Below are 21,086 nucleotides of genomic sequence, written 5' to 3'. Positions count from 1 at the left end.
TAGCGTGCTAGCACAAAAGGCATAAACACGCTATACAGTCTGGCTCTAAGACCGACTTAGACGACAAAATTAAGAATATTAAACATAAAAAAAAGGCTTCCCGATAAAAATAAAATTTAGATTTATTAGGAAATCAACACAGAATCTATCGGGACTGATAACCGATAACAGACAACCGATAACAGACAACCGATAACCGAAAACTCACAACCGAAAACCGCCTCCCCTCCTCTTAACAGCCATAGGACTACAGCCAAAACATTTCTTAAACCCTTTCAAAAAGTTAGAATAGTTATTAAAACCACAGCTGCTGGCAATCAGCTTAAAAGGCATTCCTGTTTGCTGAATCAATAGATGTGCCTTTTTCAGCCGCTCATTAGTATAAAATTGATAAATTGTCGTTTTAAATAAAAGCTTGAAATCGCACTTCAGCTTATGTTCATTAGTGCCAAAAATGCGCGAAAGCTCTTTGATTGAAGGCAAGGTCGAATCCAAATTCTCTAAAATATAATCATAAACATCCTGCATCAGGGCAATATCCGAATGCCGATACAAACCGCCAAGCAACTGAGGCGCTTCAGCCACCACTACACCATCGGTATCTATAGTCTCTTCAATGACGCAGCCAACCGTACTGATCAAAATAGAAGAACAGCCTAATATTCGCGAAATGGAGCAATAAAAAGAAACAAGCGACTCATCCTGATTAATAAAAACCAATTCCAATCTGCTCCTATAATGGTCCTGATGTGGAATCTCCGCCGCAACGCGATTCCAGGATGCCAAAGAAGACTCCGCAAGAATACTGTTGAACGGTTTATTATCAAGCATCTCACAGGAAAAACCCAACACCTCCAGAGCATTTGCATTATAACCTTTGATGACAAAATCGGCATCCAGTATAAAACTGCTCTCCAGAAGATTTTTATAAGTACGATGAGGATTGATAAAACCGGCATGAAAAACACTCTCCCTCAATTCCTCAGCAAGCATGTTAGCAAGAACAACCAATGCTTCCAATTCATCATCTTTTCCCGTACGCCTTATCCTATAACTAAAATTACCTTTCGCCATCTGAAGAAGCATTTTAGAAATTTTACGAATACGCCTTTGATTAATCTTCTGATCCATAGTGTAAAGTTTATGATAGTAAGCCATTCGCTCTAATTAGAATCCCCTCACAACCCATAACAGCTAACTGAAAACCGGTAACACAACCGACAACCGACAACTCACACATACCCCCCCAGAAACCCCAAAGCCCCCCCAGTATCGGTAAAAATCGCGCTTGGCACTCGATGCTTGTTGACTTCAAGATAAAAAGTGGAAAGCGTCAAAGAAACAGGTCCGCTGTATAGTAAAGCAACTGCCTTAGTCATAACAGAACCGCTTTGAGCCAGATAATCCCGTCCCCCTTTATCAATAAAAGCAATACCCCTGATATCACATAAAACAGGATAATAGCTATTGTTTTGAAACCGAATCCGATCGGCCACAATCAGCCGGGCGGCAGCCAAATCAATACTAACATCGGGCTTATATTCAAAAAACAGAATCCCATTCCGAATCCAGAATTGGCTAAACTCATTTTGATGATAATCAGCTGTCATTTTCACGAATTTTAAAATAAAACCCCCAATTTAACCAAAAAAATAGTATAAAACAAAACCACCTCGGGATAGACAACCGATCCCGATAGCTATCGGGACTGACAACTGATAACCCACAACTCACCGTCACCCTGAGCTTGCCGAAGGGCACAACCCCCAACCGACTTCTCGATACAATTTTATAAAAAGGCTATCGCTATTTTATAAAATCACTCGAAGTGACGGAATCAACTGATCCCGATAGCTATCGGGACCGACAACTCACAAAAAAAGGTCAAAGAAGAAAAAATCCCCTTTGACCCACTACATATTCTCTATATTCTGAATTCTCTCGTAAAATCACAACTCTCCCGATAGCTATCGGGACCGATAACTATCGGGGCTCACGACTCACGACTCACGACTCACAACCGATAACCCCAAAAGTGTCAAATCGGGAGTATTAGTAGTCAAAAAGGGATTATTTGCAAGTCTATGTACCACAATCATCTTTTTATTCAGAATTTTACTAAATAAAAAACTGCGCATGCTTCAAAAAAATCTACCCCTTAACTTAAAACTTCAAATGACATGGCAAAAATCAAACACAACAATTTCATCGATACCGTAGAGGAAGTATTCTCAGCAGCAAAAAAAGAAGGCGTACTCCATCTCTATGCCGAAGACAAAAACCTAAACGGACGTACCCTGCAGATAAACGGCCAAAAGATGTTCCATTTTGGCACAACGGGCTACCTCGGACTCGAACAGGACAGCCGTTTAAAAGAAGCGGCAATAGCAGCCATTCAACAATATGGCACCCAATTTCCACTTTCAAAATCATACATATCCCATCCGCTGTACAGCCAATTGGAAGCCAAAATCGAAGAAATGTATGCAATCCCACCTATTATAACCAAAAACAGTACCCTCGGCCACATGGCCGTTATCCCAACAGTGATAAGGGACGAAGATGGGGTAATTCTCGACCATCAGGTGCATTGGAGCGTTCAGAATGCCTGCCAAATTCTAAAGACAAGAGGCATTCCGGTCGAAATGATCCGCCACTCCAATCTGGATATGCTGGAAGACAAAATCAAATACCTCACAACCCGATGCAATAAAATATGGTACATGGCAGACGGCGTATATTCCATGTTTGGCGATTATGCACCCATAAAGGAACTGATGCAACTTGCAGACAAATACCCCCAGCTGCATCTTTATTTTGATGATGTGCACGGCATGAGCTGGAAAGGAAAAAACGGAACTGGATATGTGTTGGACATTTTAAAGGAATTACCGGACAATGTCTTACTCTTCGGTACCTTGAGCAAGACCTTTGGTGCCAGCGGAGCAACATTGCTGTGTACCGATAGTCGCCTGCGTGAAAAAATTAAAAAACTTTGGCGGCCCCCTTACTTTCTCAGCCCAACTCGAACCCGCTTCCGTAGCTGCCGCAATTGCATCAGCGCAAATTCACCTTTCTCCCGAAATCACAGCCTTACAATCCGATCTGGCCGATAAAATTGAATACTTCAAATCCCTATTAGCCAAAACATCCCTACCCATGATAGCACCAAACAACTCTCCGGTGTTTTTCCTGGGAACCGCTATGCCGCTAACGACTTATAAATTGGTCCAATACCTCTTTAGCGAAGGTTTTTATCTCAATGCCGCCATCTATCCGGCCGTACCGACAAAAAATACCGGTATCCGCATCACCCTATCCCGTCACAATCAAAAAGAGGAAATAAAAGCATTGGTAGAAGCAATGGAATACCATTTCCCCAAAGTCCTGCTGGAAACGGCCAACAGTCAGCCTAAGATAAAACGGGCCTTTGGAATAACAGAAACCAACTCGCCGGCTAAGACAACAGCAAGCGAAACGGCCTTACTACTCCAATACGAGACAGCGATACAAAAAATAAACAAACCGCTCTGGAACGAACTTTTAGGCAACCAAAGCGTTTTCGACTGGGATGGGCTCTCTTTCCTTGAAAACACCTTTACAAATCCGGCATGCCTGGAAAATCACTGGGATTTCCATTATTACATAATCAAAGACAAAAACGGAATGCCGTTATTGGCTACTTTTTTTACCTATGGTTTATGGAAAGACGATATGCTCGCACCCGAATCCATTTCACTGCAATTGGAAGAAAAAAGAAAGCTAAATCCATTATACCTGACTTCAAAAGTACTGGGAATGGGCTCACTGTTCACCGAAGGAAACCATTGTTACATCAATAAAACCCATCCGCTGGCACAACAAGCGATAACACTTTTACTCGAAAAAGCAGAGGCCTTATACCATCAATTAAACGCCGACATGCTGGTGCTAAGGGATTTTGAGGAAGACAATCAAATAAATGACATTTTTCACAATCAGGGCTTCCTAAAAATAAACATGCCCGAAAGCTGCATCGTGCAAAACATAGGCTGGAATACCATCGAAGAATTTTCTGCTTCACTTTCTCCCCGTTCTAGAAAACATTTCTTGAAAGAGATACTGCCTTTTGAACAGGCTTTTGATATTGTAATAAAAAATAAATTAACTAATGAAGAATTAGAACAAGCGTATAAACTGTATCAAAATGTTAAAAATAACAACCATGCCATAAATACATTTACCTATCCCGTAGAAGTATTCCAAAAAATGGATGAACATTCCCAATGGGAATTCATCCTATTATATTTAAAAAAAGGAGCTTCAAACCCATTGGTCGGAATCATGTTTTGTTATAAAAACACAGAGCAAACTTATACTCCGGCATTGATAGGAATGGATTATGATTATGCTAAAGAATTCCACCTCTACCGCCAACTGCTATTTCAAACCATCAAACGGGCTCGGGAACTAAATAGGAGCAAAATTGATTTTGGCTTTTCTGCAACTTTTGAAAAGAGAAAACTGGGAGCGACAATAATTCCAAAAGTAGCCTACATTCAAACAAGAGATAATTTTTCGATGGAATTGATGGGAATGCTACAAAACGAAGCTTTAAGCTAAACCTCTATAGACTGACGAAGAAAAGATTTAGCTTCACTGATTGAGAGTGCATCCGGTTAAATTTAAACTACAAATTGCACTAATTTTCACAAATTAATTAGTACCAATACTTGCAATTTGTGATAAAGATGTTTTTTATAATAATTCTGTATTTAATATAGAATCCCGAATATAATCGGGATTCTATATCATTACTATTCAGAATTACATACCAAAATTATGGATTATTAAGACCCTTCCGCATCTCAAATCTAAAAAACATGAAACCTATAAAACACCTCACCGGCTTATTTGATCGCCTGATTGAAGACCAAGCTATTCATCCCACCCACATCAGTTTGTACTTTACTTTATTTCAATATTGGAATATCAATCGCTTTCAAAATCCGATTAGCATTACCCGAGATGAGATCATGATCATCAGTAAAATAAGCTCTAAGACTACCTACCATAAATGCATGCGGGAGCTTAATGATAAAGGCTATATCAAATATGAACCGACTTTCAATCCATTCAAAGGCAGTATAGTATTGTTATTTAACTTTGCGGAAGATGAGGGTGTGGAGGTATGAATTATCGGTTGTCATAAAAACCAGAATTCACAATTTCACTAATTCTTTAAAACACAAGACTAATCAACGTAAATTAGTGTAATTTGTGGTTAAAATTAAAACTTGGTTCGCTTAGCGGGAAAGCCCATAAATAAAACTATTCCAAACCAACAATTTAAGAATTTGATAACGCTTTACCAACACAAAAAAACCATCACTTTGTGTATCTTTCGTTTGGATTAAAAAACTTAGAGTACACCAATGGAAAAAGACCCCAACTACAAAACGATTTTGGTTGCCCCGTTGAATTGGGGTTTAGGACATGCCACCAGATGCATCCCAATTATCAAAGCCCTACAAGAGAACAATTACATCCCCATAATTGCCTCAGATGGTGTCGCGCTCGAACTGTTACGAAAAGAATTCCCTTATATAAAAACACTTGAATTGCCCTCTTACCAAATAGAATATGCCAAAAACGGTAAAAATTTCAAGTGGAAACTAATAAAAAATCTCCCGAAAATGATCCGTGCCATTTGGAAAGAAAAAAGAACCACCAAAGAATGGATTGACAAATATGAAATTGACGGCATCATATCCGACAACCGTTTGGGCGTCTTTGACAAAAAAACCCCTTCGGTATTCATCACCCACCAACTGAACGTGATGACAGGAAACACCAGCTGGCTTACCAGTAAAATCCACCAAAACATCATAAAAAAACACCGCATTTGCTGGGTTCCGGATGTAGTGGGAACACCAAATCTAAGCGGGGAACTGGGCCACCTAAAGACCTCGGATTTGAAACTGAACTACATTGGGCCTTTGAGTCGGATTCAGAAAAAAGAAGTCGAAAAAAAATACGATCTAATGGTTATTCTGTCGGGCCCGGAACCGCAACGAAGCTATCTGGAAGAGAAATTAAAAACGGAAGTTCAAAACTATACCGGAAAGGTGATTTTCATAAAAGGGGTCATAGAAAAAGAGCAGAAAAAGCAAGAAAACGACAATGTCACTTTTTACAATTTCATGAACAGCCGACAGCTGGAACAAACATTTAACGAAAGTGATCTGGTGCTGTGCCGTTCCGGATACACCACCATCATGGATCTGGCCAAACTCGGAAAAAAAGCTTTTTTTATCCCGACACCGGGCCAATACGAACAAGAATATCTCGCTCTGAAACTACAAAAAGACGGCATTGCCCCTTGGTCAACTCAAGACGATTTCACGATCAACAAACTAACCGAAGTGAGTAATTATAGTGGCTTACAGCAATTCAATTCCCCAATAGACTGGGAGAAATGCTTTCATTTATTCGAACAAAACTAAATTAGAAAGTTAACATCCTTAACCCACCATTAGAGATAGTTACGGTGTTTTTATACAATGAAAGAGAACAAAACCAATACCATTTTACTTTTTGCTTAGATCGTCGCTTCAAGACATAATTTTTATCCTAAAAAAGCAATATAAGATGACGTTAGTCTCGCCGTCAGTTCGAGTGTTTTTTAAAGCTTCCGAAAATAGTATAGCTTAAAAAAAAATCTCCGACTTTAAAAAATGTATCGAGAACCTCTAAGCAGGGTTCTCGATACATTTTTGGTTTAAACTTGCTTGCGCTTTAATCCCTGATCTTCAAAACCAAAAACACTCGAACTGACGAATGCAAAACATCGAAATAACTTCCGTCAGTTCGAGTGAATTTTCAGAAAATGCGAACAGCTTTTTCAGAAAATTTGTATCGAGAACCATTTTTAACAAAAACATCAATGGTAGGCATGATATGACATCCACAGTGTCACCTCGAGCGGAGTCGAGAGGCTTCAATGTAAAAAACGTCAATGCTAGTTGTGGGTTGTCGGTTGTGAGTTGTGTTCTGTTAGTTCCCGTCACTTCGAGGCATAATTTTTTATCCTAAAAAAGCAATATAAGATGACGTTAAGCTCGCCCTCAGTTCGAGTAAATTTTCAGAAAATACGGATAGCTTTTTCAAAATTATGTATCGACTCGAACGCAGCACAGGCGAAGCAAACACCACTAAAAAAAAACAACAATTAAGTGGGCTAAAAAAGTAAAAAGCCACTTCAAAGCACCCACAACTCACAACTCACATACTATTATTTCCGGGATTAAACTGTCCTTAGCTTCCGCAGTCGAGCGTCAAATGTTTGAAGAATACGTAAAAAGAAAAGCTGTTTGATCCGCCGCGGCGGAGAGTTCTTTTCTTTTAGTATTCGAAAACTAATTTGACCGACGAGGGAGCGCAGACTTGATTTTTTTGTTTCTTTTTTGATCAAGCAAAAAAGAAAATTAGCAACCTTAATCTTTTCTTTTAATAAAAACGTCAATGCCAGCGAAGTCGAAGGGCTGATCAAGACAAATAATCGATTCAGTGAGCACCGCTAAAAAACAAAAAAACGACTTCTAAATCTGTAGAGAGATCTAAAAGTCGTTTCTTAAATTAGAAACTTAACATCCTTAACCCACTATTAAAGATAGTTACGGTGTTTTTATACAATCAAAGAGAACAAAACCAATACCATTTTACTTTTTACTTAGATCGTCGCTTCAAGACATAATTTTTATCCTAAAAAAGCAATATAAGATGACGTTAAGCTCGCCCTCAGTTCGAGTGTTTTTTAAAGCTTTCAAAAACAGTGTAGCTTAAAAAAAAAATCTCCGACTTTAAAAAATGTATCGAGAACCTCTAAGCAGGGTTCTCGATACATTTTTGGTTTAAACTTGATTGCGCTTTAATTCCTAATCTTCAAAACCAAAAACACTCGAACTGACGAATGCAAAACATAGAAATAACTTCCGTCAGTTCGAGTGAATTTTCAGAAAATGCGAACAGCTTTTTCAGAAAATTTGTATCGACTCGAGCGCAACATAGGCGTACCAACCTCACAACTCACTTCTCACTTCTCACAACTCACTACTCACCTAAAAACTAATTACTTCTTATCAAATAATCGTTCGTGTTTAATGGTTTTGGCATTGATCATAAAATAGACCGATTCTGCAATATTAGAATTGTGATCTGCTATTCTTTCCATATGTTTCAGCGCAATAATAAGGTTTGTTCCTGAACCCACGGTTTTAGAATGACTCTTCATTTCGCCAATAATCTCTTCTATAGCCGTTACACTCTTAGACTTTATACTATTATTCAAAACAAAGATTTCTTCGATAGTGGTTTCATCCATATCTTGAAAGCACTCATTTGTTTTTATCGTAATGCTCTCCACTTCCCTTGCAATTTCGGCAATATTGAATTTGGAGATCAATTCGTGTTTCTCCTTGATGTTTTTAGAAGCTTTAATAACACTGACCGCCAAGTCTCCAATTCTTTCGATCTCGTTGCTGATTTGCATTGCCGACATGATAAAGCGCAGGTCTGAAGCCACCGGTTGTTGCAAAGCAAAAACACTTTGACAAATATCATCGATTTTTACATCCAATTTATCAATCTTATTTTCTGTTTTCTTTACTTCTCTCCCTTCAGCAACGGGCTCGGAAAGCAATGCTTTTACCGCCTCGGCAACTTGGCCTTCAGCCAGCTTACCAATTTTTAAAATAATACTTCTTAGCTTGCCTAGTTCTGTTTCTAAATATGATGCCATTTTTTAAAGGTTTAAAAATTTAAAGATAGTTGATTCAAAATCGAATTCAAAATCAATCCTAGCCAAATCTTCCCGTTATATAATCTTCGGTTTGTTTTATCGCCGGTTTTGTAAAAATCGTCTTTGTTGTATCGTGCTCAATAAGCTCTCCCATATAGAAAAAAGCGGTCGTATCACTGATACGTCCTGCCTGTTGCATGTTGTGCGTCACAATAACGATGGTGTATTTATTCTTGAGCTCATAGATTAATTCTTCGATTTTTGAAGTCGAAATCGGATCTAAAGCAGAAGTAGGTTCATCCATCAGCAATACCGATGGTTTAATGGCCAGCGCTCGCGCAATACACAGCCGCTGTTGTTGTCCTCCGGAAAGTTCGAAAGCCGATTTTTTAAGCTTGTCTTTGACCTCATCCCAAAGTGCTACCTGCTCTATCGAAGTAATCACTCGTTCTTCAATTAGCTTTTTATCGGTAATTCCGTTTACTCTTAGACCATAAGCCACATTCTCATAGATCGTTTTAGGAAAAGGATTGGGTTTTTGAAAAACCATCCCGACATTCTTACGCAAATCGTCTACATTCGTGTTTTTGGCATAAATATCGTTCCCATCAATAAGAATACTTCCCGACATCTGGGTATTGTCAATCAAATCATTCATTCTATTCAACAAACGAAGATAAGTAGACTTACCACAACCCGAAGGGCCTATTAATGCGGTAACCGTATTGGTTTTCATTGATAACGAAATATCGTGCAAAGCTTGATTTTCGCCGTAGTAAAAATTCACGTTTTTGGATTCTATTTTATGCATGTTAATTCATTTTTACTTTTTTTCCGTAATACTTGCGAAGCGCATTCGCTAGTAAATTAGAAATTAATACAATAATAATTAAAATAAGCGCTGTACCATAAGCCATCGCTCTCGAAGCTTCTATATTAGTTCCACTTGTGGCGATAACATATAAATGATAAGGCAAGGCCATCGCCTGATCGAATATTGACGTAGGCAATTTAGGTAAAAAATAAGCAGCAACGGTAAATAAAATTGGTGCCGTTTCTCCCGAAACCCTTCCAATGGATAATATCAATCCGGTAATAATATTGGGAAAAGCAATTGGAAACACAATTTTACTGGTAGTCTCCCATTTACTGGCTCCTAATCCAAAACTGGCCTGACGGAAGGTATCATCCACCGCTTTTAGCGATTCCTCTGTCGTTCTGATCACAATCGGAAGGACTAACAAACCCAGTGTTAATCCACCGGCTAAGATCGAATCGCCAAATCCCATTTTATTAACGAACAAAGACATCCCGAACAATCCAAAGACAATCGACGGAACACCGGCAAGGTTATTCGTCATTTGCTTGATTATTTTCTTAGGCCATCCTTCTTTGACATATTCATTCATGTAAATTGCAGCCAAAACACCTACCGGAAAGGCAAATACCATGCTGACCAAAACCAGACAAAGCGTTCCGATTATCGCTGGATAAATACCACCTTCGGTCATACCGTTGCTAGGCATGGCGCTGATAAATTCCCAACTGATAACGCCTATTCCTTTGATTACTATAAAAGCTAATATTACAAATAAAATAGCCACAACCGCATAACTAATAAGGCTAAATAGGCCAAAAGCAATTTTTTGATTTCTTCTTTTCTTTTTTGCTAAACGAATTTCCTTAGTCATTTTAGTGTTTTTTATGGGATTGTTTATTCGTAACCATTTCTACTAACATGTTGATTCCAAAAGTGATTAGAAACAGTATGCAACCTAAAGCAAATAAGGCTTCATAATGCAAACCACCGTTAGGCGCTTCACCCAATTCTGCAGCAATAGTAGCCGGAATGGTTCTTACGGGAGCTAAAAAAGACTTTGGTATCACAGCCGCATTTCCGGTAACCATCAAAACCGCCATAGTTTCCCCAATAGCCCTACCAATTCCTAAAATAGCTCCGGCCGTTATCCCGGAAGCGGAATAAGGAATCACCACCTTATAAATAGTCTGCCATTGGCTGGCGCCCAAAGCCAAACTGGCTTCTTTCATCGCACGTGGCGTATTGCGCATCGCATCTTCAGAAATAGTGATAATCGTAGGCAAGGCCATAATAGCCAAAACGACACTTCCTGCCAAAGCCGTTTCTCCTACAGGTAAATTGAAAAGACTCTGAATTAAAGGAACGATAACGACCAAGCCAAAGAAACCATAGACCACCGATGGAATTCCTGCCAGCAATTCGATAAGCGGTTTCAACAAACTGCGTGTTCTCTTCTTGGCAATTTCACTCAGGTAAATCGCAGCGGCCAAACCTATAGGCAAAGCCAATAGGATCGCTCCAAAACTTACCCAAAGCGTTCCATAAATCAACGGCTTCACTCCCATTTGAGCAATGGGCTGGGCTGTTGGGAACCATTCCTCGCCCGATAAGAACTCAAAAACCTTGATTCTATCAATATCAAGCTCTCTTCCTTTAAAATCTTTGGCTTTGTATTTATCCGAGAAAAAAGCAACTATACCGGGAGTCTTAGCGATAAGTTCATTTATCTTCGCCGGAAAATACTCAAAATTCTCCCCCAGCTCTTCGTCCGTATAATACTGGCTAATATCACTCGTTCGAAACAAAACGATCGCTTCGTCTTTTCCGCCAACTTCCTTCCAGTTTTTAATTTTTTGATCAAAAATATCTTTGATCTGCGAAGGTTCTAATTTCTTTACCGGATTATCCGCCGCAACAGCGAGCAAGAAACCATCTTCTATGGGCTTTTTACTAAAGACCCCGGCGCCTTCAATAAATAAAAAAAAGACAATAAGTATTACCGTAATACTAGTAGCAGCACTACTTAGCATCAAAATAGATTCAATTACCTTTTCCTTAATCTGTTTCAAATTTGTTTTCAAATCAGTCTTTTTTATTTTTAGCAAAATTACGTTACCATTTCGTTGCTAATGTTTTACTGTTGTTATCCTTATGTTAGCTTAATGTTAAGAAAAGCTTCCTGATTATAAATTTACAATTTATTTTAATAAAAAAAGCTGTCGAAATACGACAGCTTTTCCCGATTATAAAAATTAACCTTTATTAATTTAATGGAATATAACCTATTTCAGAAACTCTTTTTTGTCCTTCTGGAGAAAGAGCGTAATCAATAACCGTTTTCACTTTTGCCGCATTAGTCTTATCATACATATAGAACAATGGTCTTGAAATTGGGTACGATTTATCTTTAGCAGAAGCGATCGATGGCTCTACGAATGTTTTTCCCTGATCGTAAGATACCGCCAATTGTTTTACTTCTTTGGTCTCATAAGCCAATCCGATATAGCCAATAGCACCTTTAGTCTGACCTACTGCCTGTACAATAGCTCCTGTTGCAGCTAAGCTCAAAACATCTGTAGCATAGTTTTTCTTATCCATTACTTCATCCTTAAAGAACTCATAAGTCCCCGAAGAAGATTCTCTTGAATAAGCTACTATTTTCTCATCGGCTCCACCTACTTCTTTCCAGTTTTTGATTTCTCCGGTAAAGATTTTCTCTAATTGCTCACGTGTCAATTTCGAAACTTTATTTGCCGGGTTAACAATAACTGTCAATGCATCATAAGCAATAATTACCTCTTCAATTTCTTTTTTCAATTCCGAAAACTTCAATTTCTCTTCTGTTTTAATATCTCTTGAAGCCATGGCAATATCAGTAGTACCATCAATTAAGGCTGTCAATCCTACACCAGTTCCACCTCCAACAACAGTAACACTAACGTCTTTGTTTGTCTTCATCAATTCTTCTGCCTCTTTTTGAGCCAAGGGCAACACGGTGTCACTACCTTTAATGGTAACAGAAACTTTAGCAGCATTAGATTCAGTTTCTTTGTTTTCCGTTTTTGCTTTACCGCAACTTAACATACCAATTAATGGTAAGATTAAAAATAATTTAGTTCTATTCATTTTTGTTGTTTTTATTTTTGTTGTTTTTATTTATGACAAAAGTATTTCTTAAATGTTAAGCCTGTGTTAAGCCAGCATTATCCAATTGTGATATTTAATGTTGTCAAAATCAGCAAAACAAACTCATTATCAGATTGTTATATCCCAATTTCGAATTGGAAACGAACATACCAACTTCCTGTTGTATTCCCCGAAAAATGATTCATGTTCTCATACGAACATTCTGTTTGCAATTTCACTTTATGCTCTAAAAAATATTTAGAAAAACTAACCGCAAATTCTTCTACATCCGGAGTAAAAGCATGAATCTCTTTCCCTACATTTTGCGTCGAATACCTTCCGGCAATTTGATATTTAGACGGAAACAAATAACTCAATTGTGTATCTACACCTTCACCCACAAAAACAGCCTGGGTTTTCGTATTATCCAAAGGATTTATGGTAATTGGATTATCCGCTCTTCTTGACATATAATTAGCCGAAGCCGCCCATCCGTTGTACTTTAACATCGTATCAAAAAAGAAAGACTGCAATGTTCTTGCTTGGTATAAATCATTCCCCAGTTGACCTTGTGATCTACGGGCATTATTATTTTGATTGAAAGCGGCGGAAATTAACAATTTAGCTGTTTTTTCTCTTACCAAATCTGCCTCAAAATTAGAACCGTTTTTAGTAAACGAACCCAAAGGAAACAATTCCAGTTTACCCGTTAACGATATTCCATCATCTTTGGTTTTTGTCCAGTTTCTGCCTTCTCCTTTAGTCAAGGCTCCTTTTACAGCATAGGTAAAATGATTGGGATTTTCTTTTCCATAGTCAACAAACAATCCAAAGTCACGATCAATATTAAACTTAGAGTTATTTATGGTTCGATCTGTAAATTCCAACGCTCCCGAAGAAATTACACGCTGATTGTTCCCTGGCAATTTACTCTGACCAAAACCGATTGTCCAGCTCTTGGTAGGCTTATAAAAAAGAATTCCGTCTAAAATTACATTTTGATTTTCTCCCGCTTTGATTACTCCTAAATCTCCGGCCGAAAAACCAAGTTCCACCTTATAACCAAACTTTGGATTATAAACAAAACCATCAAATTTTAGTCTCATTCTTCTGATTTCCCCTTCAACCGAACCCGCTTGACCATCCGCTTTCTGATAGCCGGCCCTACTCTGAACCCTAACACCAATATTTACCTGAAACAAACTGTCCTGGGCTGTGAATCCCAACTTTTTATCAGAGTTAAAATAATTCTTGGAACTCGCTTTTTTCTCCGAAGTCTTTACTTCAATTTTACTGTCCTGCGCCGATGCAATCAAAGAAAACATAAAGAAGGCAAGAAATGATAGTTTTTTCATTTTAATTTTTAATTAACGTTGTGTTATTATAACGCAAAAATAATGTTAATTTATTTTTCTTATATTAAGAAAAGGTTACGGTTCTAATAAATTTAGGTAATCTCCCGCTCATAAACAACGGTTTTACAGTATTTTATAAAAAAAGAAATAAAAGCAAAAGAATATTCTTTCAAATATCTTTGAGCCTCGGTATTCATACCTTCAATACGCGTATTTTTTGAGTCCGTAAAACGAAAAAAAATCGAGTCCCTATAATTGCCATCAAAACAAAAAGCATAAAAAAAACCTGCAGCTGAATAAACAACTGCAGGTTTGAAAACTCTTCCTATATAAGGAGCTATTTTTTTTACATCAATTAAACTTTAGCGATCTTCTTTCTGGAAGCCTTTTCTAGGGTAAAAGAAAATTCAGAACCGATGCCATATTCACTTTCTACATAAATCTTTTCCTTATGTGCCTCTATAATATGTTTGACAATGGCCAGCCCTAAACCGGAACCGCCTTCTGTGCGCGAACCGCTCTTGTCAACGCGATAAAAACGCTCAAAAAGTCGGGGAATATTTTGCTTTTCAATCCCCTCGCCGTTATCGCTTATGCGAATCAATATCTTTTTCTTGGTTAGATTAACAACGGCTACCTCGGTGAGCCCATTCTCTTTTCCGTACTTAATGGAGTTGACTATTAAATTTTCGATGACCTGCTGGATTCTGTCTTTGTCTCCCTGAACAAAATTAGGCTGAATATTGGCATTTTCGAAACTCAATTTAATATGTCTTTTTTCGGCTTTCATCTCCAATAAATCAAAGACGTTCTGGATCAATTCGACAACATCAAATTCAGAATACTCTAAATTCAAATCTCCGGCCTCCAATTTGGTTATCATGTCTAAATCCTCCACGATATAGATCAATCGCTCCACTCCTTTCTCGGCACGTTTCAAATATTTTTTTCGAATATTCTTATCTTCCATAGCGCCGTCAATCAGGGTAGAAAGATAACCTTGAACGGTAAACAAAGGGGTTTTTAACTCATGCGACACATTACCCAGAAATTCTCTTCGGTATTCTTCGCGAATTTGAAGCATTTCGATTTCCAGTTTTTTATCAGTGGCAAATTTCTTTACCTCCCTGGACAGGGTCTCCATATCTGTGGTAATGGGCTGATTAATCAAACTACTGGATTCGAGTAAGGAAACCTCATCATATATCTTTTTTACTCTCCTATAGATAAAACGTTCCACCCGGTATTGCAAAACAATAAAGGAAAAAGCATAAACGCAGAAAATAAAGACAAACCCAAAAAGTAATAAACTTGGAAAGCTGGGCTTAAAAATTGAATTCACAATTAGCAATCCAAATCCTGTGGCAAAGACACTGATATACAATGCCGATTTTATAGCAAACTTGTAGGTTTTTTTAAAACTGATTTTCATCTGATATACACTCTGTTTATACAATCGAAAGCCAAACAGCTAACGACCCCTTTAAAATTCACGCGACTACTATATAGTATCCGTTAAACTTCAAATTTATAACCTACTCCTTTTATGGTTTTAAAAAGATCTTCTCCTATTTTTTCTCGCAGTTTTCTGATGTGAACATCAATGGTTCTGCCTCCAACAACAACCTCATTTCCCCAAACCTTATCCAAAATTTCATCTCTCTTAAAAACCTTGCCCGGTTTTGAAGCTAATAAATAAAACAATTCGAATTCTTTTCTGGGTAGCGATATTTCAATTTCGTCCTTTACAATTTTGTACTCTTCGCGATTTATTTCTATTCCGCCCACATTCAGCGTCTCCGTATTTTGTTCTTTCTCCTTTAATCTACGCAAAAGTCCCTTTACTTTACTCACCAATAATTTAGGCTTAATTGGTTTTGTAATATAATCATCAGCGCCGGCATCAAATCCGGCAACCTGAGAATAATCCTCACTTCTCGCCGTTAAAAAAGTAATGATTACATTGCTTAATTCCGGGATTTTTCGAATATTCTCGCAAGCTTCCATTCCATCCATTTCTGGCATCATCACATCCATAATAATAAGATCCGGCAATTCTTTCTTGGCTTTCAAAATGGCTTCTTTACCATTTGCTGCGGTAACTATTTGATAACCTTCCTGTGCAAGATTGTACCCTACAATTTCCAAGATATCCGGCTCGTCATCTACCAATAAAATCTTTGTGTTTTTCTTTTTCATATATAAATAATATTAAATTTTGGACCTATGCCATACGCCATAAGAATTTCACTTTGTTAATGATCTTGTTTAGTGAATCATAGCTGCTTCATAAATGCAAAATTATATTTTTTGCTATCGAATCTTCATCTGCAATCAGACCCAATAATTGTTAAATGTGTTGTAAATGTAAGAATAAAACAACGGCTAAAAAACTGTGTTTACTTTAATTTAATATCATAACCTTTTGTTAATACTGGAACAACACAATCGTAACAAAGCATTAACCTGAACTTTACAAAGACAACATTACTTTGCACCAAATAAAAACAACACACACAATGAAATTTAGATTAGCATTTATTGCTTTATTAATTACAACTCTGGCTTTCTCCAAAAGTCAAGGTACAATTACAGGAATACTGAAAGACCGAAACCTTAATGACAAAGGTTTACCAGCAGCAAACGTACTGATTAAAGGAACAAACATTAGTACCAACACTGATGCTGACGGAAAATACAGCCTAACCATTACACCTGGAAACTACGTGGTCCAGTTCAGCTTAATGGGTTATGAAACAGTAGAAGTACTGGTAACTGTAAAAGAAGGACAAACCACTGTTATTAATGAAACTTTGGTTTCTGCCAGCTATAATCTGGACACAGTGGTCATTAAATCAAAAGTCAACAGACAGAAGGAATCTGCATTATTATTAGAACAAAAAAATGCAGTCGAAATCAAACAGTCTATTGGAGCGCAGGAATTATCCCGAAAAGGAGTAAGTGACGTTGCAACAGCCGTTACCAAAACCACGGGAATCACTAAACAAGAGGGTTCCGGAAACATTTTCGTAAGAGGTTTAGGCGATCGTTACAACTCCACTACGATGAATGGATTACCCCTGCCTTCTAATGATCCTTCAAAAAAGAACATCAAACTAGACATCTTCAATACCGATATCGTTGAATCCATCGGAATTGACAAAACCTATAATTTTAGAAACTTTGGTGACTTTGGAGGAGCAAACATTGATATCGTTTCTAAATCCTATACCGGAAATGGAATGTTAGAATTTGGCGTAGACTTAGGATTAAACACTCAGGCAATAGCTCAAAAAGACTTCCGCCTGCAAGATGGGGCACCAAAATTTGGTTTTTCGAACACGAATTACCCTACAGATCCTTTCTCAGGATACAACTTTAAAACCAATTGGAATACAAAGGCAGCAACGCCTATCAACAACTCCTATTTCATAAGAGGAGGAGATTCTTTCCACGTTGGCGAAAATGGAAAAATAGGTTTTTTTGGAACTGCTTCCTTTGATAATGATTATAATTATAAAAGTGGAGTTTCAAATGGATCCATTGGAACAGATGGCATCCCAAGAAGAAACTTGGCTTTTAAATCTTTCTCCTATAATACCAATACAACCTTAATGGGGAATATCAATTACAAAATCAATGCTTCAAACACATTGCAATACAACTCCCTTTTTATCAATTCATCTGCGCAGGACCACAGTGAATACGATGGAATCATTGACCGATATGACATTGCAGCTGACGGCGGCGGATACATCAGAAGATCCAATTTTGATCAAACTACGATGTACATCAACCAATTATTAGGAAAACATAGCTTAAACGAAAGAACAAAAATCAACTGGGCTGTATCCTATAATGCATTAAAGAATAGTATTCCGGACAGAATGCAAAATACTTTAATCCCATTGAACGGTCAATCTGATCCAAACATCAAGCAGGTTTCTGACAATAATGATTCTGAAAACCACAGATTCTATCAAAACCTAAAAGACAATCAACTGGCCGCAAACTTTGCACTGGACTACAAATTCCAAGAAGGCGAAGAGGGTTATAAAGGAAAAGTAACTTTAGGCTATAGTGGTTACACTAAAAAAGTAGATTTTCAGGCAAGACAGTTCAACTTTGACATCAACACTGCCATCAGCCAACCAATAGTAGACAAAAACAATATTGATGGCTACTTTAATCAGGCTAATTTTAGCAACAACTTGTTTTCTATTAAAACATTTAACGGAGGATTAAAACCTCAAACTTATAATGGAGAACAAAATATTCAAACAGGATTCGTAGGAGTGGAATACAAATTCAACCCTAAACTTACTGTTGTGCTAGGAACAAGAGGAGAATACATCATTCAAAACATTGACTGGTTTACCAACATCAGTAAGGGAACAAACAAATTTGATAAAGTTGAAATCCTACCTACAACAAACATCAAATACGAACTAAACGAGAAGCAAAATTTGAAATTTGCTGCCAGCAAATCCTATACACTGCCACAGTTCAAAGAAAGAGCTCCTTTTCAGTTTGAAAATGTTACCGAAGTAATTATTGGTAATCCAAAATTATATTCTTCATCAAACTACAATGCAGATATAAAATGGGAATATTTCCCAAAATCAAACGAAATCATTTCCTTGACAGCCTTTGGTAAATTAATCCAAAATCCAATCAATGAAATCACAATTGCATCGGCAACCAATGATATTTCCTATGTAAATACGGGAGACAAAGCAGTAGCCCTGGGAGCTGAATTTGAAATCAGAAAAAACATCTTTGAAAAAGAATCTGACAACAAAGAAAACTTAAGCGCTGGTTTCAATGCTTCGTACATGTACAACAACCAAGATTTCAACGGTAAAAAAGTGGAAGATGAAACAGACCTGACTGTTTTCTTCTCTAAAACCGAAGGTAAATTAACCGGTGCTTCCGACTTATTATTAAATGGGGATGTCAGCTATTTCAAAGAGTTTTCTAAAGAAAAAAACATTTTAGCCACACTGACTTACAGTTATTTTTCAGACCGAATCTATGCTCTTGGAACCAGCGAACGAGGTGACTTAATAGACAAAGCCGTAGGAACTCTGGATGTAATATTAAAATCAAAGCTTACTAAAAACATTGGAATTGGCTTTTCTGCAAAGAACATCCTAGACCCTACTATCGAGAGATTTCAAGACAAACAAAACGTATTAGTACAATCCTATAAAAAAGGCGTTAACTTCAAGTTATCAATGACTTACACCTTCTAAAATAGTTTACGTTTATTTAACAAACTCATAAACTTTAAAAAATCAAACTTCGAAAAAACAGCTCTAAGTTTGCTTCATAGTTATAAAACAAAAAAACAAACCAAATTAAAACAATTAAAATGAAAAAAGTATTTTTATCAATGCTGTCATTAGTAGTAACATTAGCTTTCACTTCATGTGATAACGGTAGTAATACTGAAACAAATCCAAATGAAGTTTCTCTAGATCCTGCTAATTTGAAAGGTGTCTTAGAAAGTGGAAAAGAAGCTACCTTAGACCCTTCAAAAGTATATTATTTAACGGGAGCATTTATCGTAAAAAGTGGAGCTAAACTAACTATTCCTGCTGGAACAGTAATCAAAGCTACTGAAAACACTGACAGTACCGTGAGATACATTGCCGTTTCACAAGGCGCGCAAATCTTCATCAATGGTACCGCTACAAATCCTGTAGTAATGACTTCTGCTAAAGCAAGTCCTGCTAAAAGTGACTGGGGAGGTTTAGTAATCTGCGGAAAAGCTCCGATCAATACTTCTGCTACTGCCGGAGGTACGGCCTCAGCTGAAGTTTCTGACTTAACTTACGGTGGTTCTGATGTAAATGACAACTCCGGAGTAATTAAATACTTGAGAATCGAATACACAGGATATGCTTATACGTCTACAAAAGAATTTAATGGCTTATCATTGTTTGGTGTAGGTGCTGGAACAACTTTAGAATATGTTCAGGCTAACCACAATGGAGATGACGGAATCGAATTCTTCGGAGGAACAGTAAACGGTAAATTCTTAGTATCAACTGACAGTGATGATGATTCTATTGACTTCGCAGACGGATGGGCTGGAACAGGTGAAAATTGGTATATCAAAAATACAGCTAAAGCCGGTATCGAAGGATCAAACAACGGAACTAACGGATATGCTACTCCTACAACAAACGCTACTTTAAAAAACATTTCGATTGTAATGGGAACTTTAGCAAACTCTGAAAATGCAATCTACCTGAAAGAAGGTGCTGGAAAATGGACGGCTTCAAACATATATATTGATGGTGCATTTGCAGGTAAAGGAATTAAAATTTCATCTACTGATGCAGCAGCAAACAAGAATGTAACGGATGGAAACATCAAATTCAATCCTATCCAATTTGCTAATTCTGGAGCTAATTTCATCACTTCTGATTACACAGGAACAAACACTACTTACATTACTGCCGGAAACAATAGTGGTGCAGGTAATGGTGCAGCTGCCCCAACATGGGCTGCTGGATGGACTGCAGGTCTATAAAAAACATAAAAAAAGCATTCAAAGAGGCTGTTGGTCAATCAACAGCCTCTTTTTTTGGCATACTATTTGAATATTTTTTTATATCTTTACTATTCAAAATCTTGCTAATGAAAAAAAATTACTTTTATAGTACAATCTTAATGGTACTTTTCTTTTCCTTGAGCCTCAGCGCACAAGATCTCAAACAAGTGCCAAAAACACAAGAAGCCTCGGTCATTGAAGGTTTGAACTTGTACCCCAATCCTGTGAGTAATGGTAAAGTATATATTTCGACAAAAAATGATTTAGAAAAAGAAATAATTATTTTTGACCTTCTAGGAAAAAAAGTACTCCAAACGATGATTAGCTCCAGAGAACTGAATGTTTCCAATCTATCACCGGGTGTTTACATCATAAAGATTAACGAACAGAACGCAACAGCTACCCGAAAACTCATCGTAAAATAAAAAAACTTGAAACAACTTA

Annotated in this window: 17 protein-coding genes; 7 read left to right on the top strand and 10 right to left on the bottom strand. The window is 37.4% G+C overall.

All coding sequences use genetic code 11. The features are described 5' to 3' along the window. Positions 1 to 204: 204 nt before the first annotated feature. Together BUB25_RS15235 and BUB25_RS15230 are read right to left on the bottom strand one after the other, a co-directional pair. On the bottom strand, positions 205 to 1,074 hold the full coding sequence (locus BUB25_RS15235) for a helix-turn-helix domain-containing protein (protein ID WP_170066915.1): 870 nt from the start codon (positions 1,072 to 1,074) through the stop codon (positions 205 to 207). 158 nt (positions 1,075 to 1,232) lie between these two features. Next, complete coding sequence (locus tag BUB25_RS15230) at positions 1,233 to 1,610, bottom strand: DUF7793 family protein (RefSeq protein ID WP_072945837.1); 378 nt, start codon at positions 1,608 to 1,610, stop codon at positions 1,233 to 1,235. Positions 1,611 to 2,180: 570 nt separating this feature from the next. On the opposite strand from BUB25_RS15230, the gene BUB25_RS16770 reads away from it, so the two are divergent. The 4 genes from BUB25_RS16770 (at position 2,181) to BUB25_RS15215 (ending at position 6,485) form a co-directional block, all read left to right on the top strand. Further along, positions 2,181 to 3,116 carry an aminotransferase class I/II-fold pyridoxal phosphate-dependent enzyme gene (locus BUB25_RS16770; RefSeq protein WP_394336306.1) on the top strand — a complete coding sequence of 312 codons (936 nt, stop codon included), beginning with the start codon at positions 2,181 to 2,183 and terminating at the stop codon, positions 3,114 to 3,116. Further along, positions 3,052 to 4,602, top strand: a complete 1,551-nt coding sequence (locus BUB25_RS15225; protein ID WP_394336307.1) for a GNAT family N-acetyltransferase — start codon at positions 3,052 to 3,054, stop codon at positions 4,600 to 4,602. Before BUB25_RS16770 ends, BUB25_RS15225 begins: the two co-directional genes overlap by 65 nt. A 260-nt stretch (positions 4,603 to 4,862) precedes the next feature. Beyond that, positions 4,863 to 5,174, top strand: coding sequence for a hypothetical protein (locus BUB25_RS15220; RefSeq protein ID WP_244533841.1), 312 nt, complete (start codon positions 4,863 to 4,865; stop codon positions 5,172 to 5,174). Between the two features lie 240 nt (positions 5,175 to 5,414). Continuing rightward, positions 5,415 to 6,485: a glycosyltransferase gene (locus tag BUB25_RS15215; protein WP_072945835.1), complete on the top strand. Its 1,071-nt coding sequence runs from the start codon at positions 5,415 to 5,417 to the stop codon at positions 6,483 to 6,485. A gap of 1,625 nt (positions 6,486 to 8,110) precedes the next feature. Here BUB25_RS15215 and phoU read toward each other — a convergent pair. From phoU to BUB25_RS15175, 8 genes are all read right to left on the bottom strand, one after another. Continuing rightward, positions 8,111 to 8,779, bottom strand: a complete 669-nt coding sequence (gene phoU / locus BUB25_RS15210; RefSeq protein ID WP_072945833.1) for a phosphate signaling complex protein PhoU — start codon at positions 8,777 to 8,779, stop codon at positions 8,111 to 8,113. A gap of 58 nt (positions 8,780 to 8,837) precedes the next feature. Beyond that, the gene (pstB, locus tag BUB25_RS15205; RefSeq protein ID WP_072945832.1) at positions 8,838 to 9,590 is read right to left on the bottom strand and encodes a phosphate ABC transporter ATP-binding protein PstB; all 753 of its coding nucleotides are present in this window, start codon (positions 9,588 to 9,590) and stop codon (positions 8,838 to 8,840) included. 1 nt (position 9,591) lies between these two features. Then, on the bottom strand, positions 9,592 to 10,470 hold the full coding sequence (gene pstA, locus BUB25_RS15200) for a phosphate ABC transporter permease PstA (protein WP_072945831.1): 879 nt from the start codon (positions 10,468 to 10,470) through the stop codon (positions 9,592 to 9,594). A 1-nt stretch (position 10,471) separates the two neighbouring features. Continuing rightward, positions 10,472 to 11,680: a phosphate ABC transporter permease subunit PstC gene (gene pstC, locus BUB25_RS15195; protein ID WP_244533840.1), complete on the bottom strand. Its 1,209-nt coding sequence runs from the start codon at positions 11,678 to 11,680 to the stop codon at positions 10,472 to 10,474. Between the two features lie 181 nt (positions 11,681 to 11,861). Further along, entirely contained in the window at positions 11,862 to 12,725 is an 864-nt protein-coding gene (locus tag BUB25_RS15190; RefSeq protein ID WP_072945830.1) for a phosphate ABC transporter substrate-binding protein, read from the bottom strand. Positions 12,726 to 12,862: 137 nt separating this feature from the next. Further along, positions 12,863 to 14,080, bottom strand: a complete 1,218-nt coding sequence (locus tag BUB25_RS15185; RefSeq protein WP_072945828.1) for a porin — start codon at positions 14,078 to 14,080, stop codon at positions 12,863 to 12,865. Between the two features lie 355 nt (positions 14,081 to 14,435). Beyond that, on the bottom strand, positions 14,436 to 15,512 hold the full coding sequence (locus BUB25_RS15180; protein ID WP_072945826.1) for a sensor histidine kinase: 1,077 nt from the start codon (positions 15,510 to 15,512) through the stop codon (positions 14,436 to 14,438). Between the two features lie 83 nt (positions 15,513 to 15,595). After that, on the bottom strand, positions 15,596 to 16,279 hold the full coding sequence (locus tag BUB25_RS15175) for a response regulator transcription factor (RefSeq protein ID WP_072945825.1): 684 nt from the start codon (positions 16,277 to 16,279) through the stop codon (positions 15,596 to 15,598). A gap of 320 nt (positions 16,280 to 16,599) precedes the next feature. Between BUB25_RS15175 and BUB25_RS15170 the strand changes: the two genes are divergently transcribed. From BUB25_RS15170 to BUB25_RS15160, 3 genes are all read left to right on the top strand, one after another. Continuing rightward, entirely contained in the window at positions 16,600 to 19,335 is a 2,736-nt protein-coding gene (locus tag BUB25_RS15170; RefSeq protein ID WP_072945823.1) for a TonB-dependent receptor, read from the top strand. 119 nt (positions 19,336 to 19,454) lie between these two features. Further along, positions 19,455 to 20,621, top strand: a complete 1,167-nt coding sequence (locus BUB25_RS15165; RefSeq protein WP_072945821.1) for a hypothetical protein — start codon at positions 19,455 to 19,457, stop codon at positions 20,619 to 20,621. A 107-nt stretch (positions 20,622 to 20,728) separates the two neighbouring features. Then, positions 20,729 to 21,067: a T9SS type A sorting domain-containing protein gene (locus BUB25_RS15160; protein ID WP_072945819.1), complete on the top strand. Its 339-nt coding sequence runs from the start codon at positions 20,729 to 20,731 to the stop codon at positions 21,065 to 21,067. Positions 21,068 to 21,086: the final 19 nt, after the last annotated feature.

Origin of the sequence: Flavobacterium granuli, assembly GCF_900129705.1 — a bacterium.
Classification (GTDB): Bacteria; Bacteroidota; Bacteroidia; order Flavobacteriales; family Flavobacteriaceae; genus Flavobacterium; species Flavobacterium granuli.
This window is presented reverse-complemented; position numbering and strand designations above follow the sequence as displayed.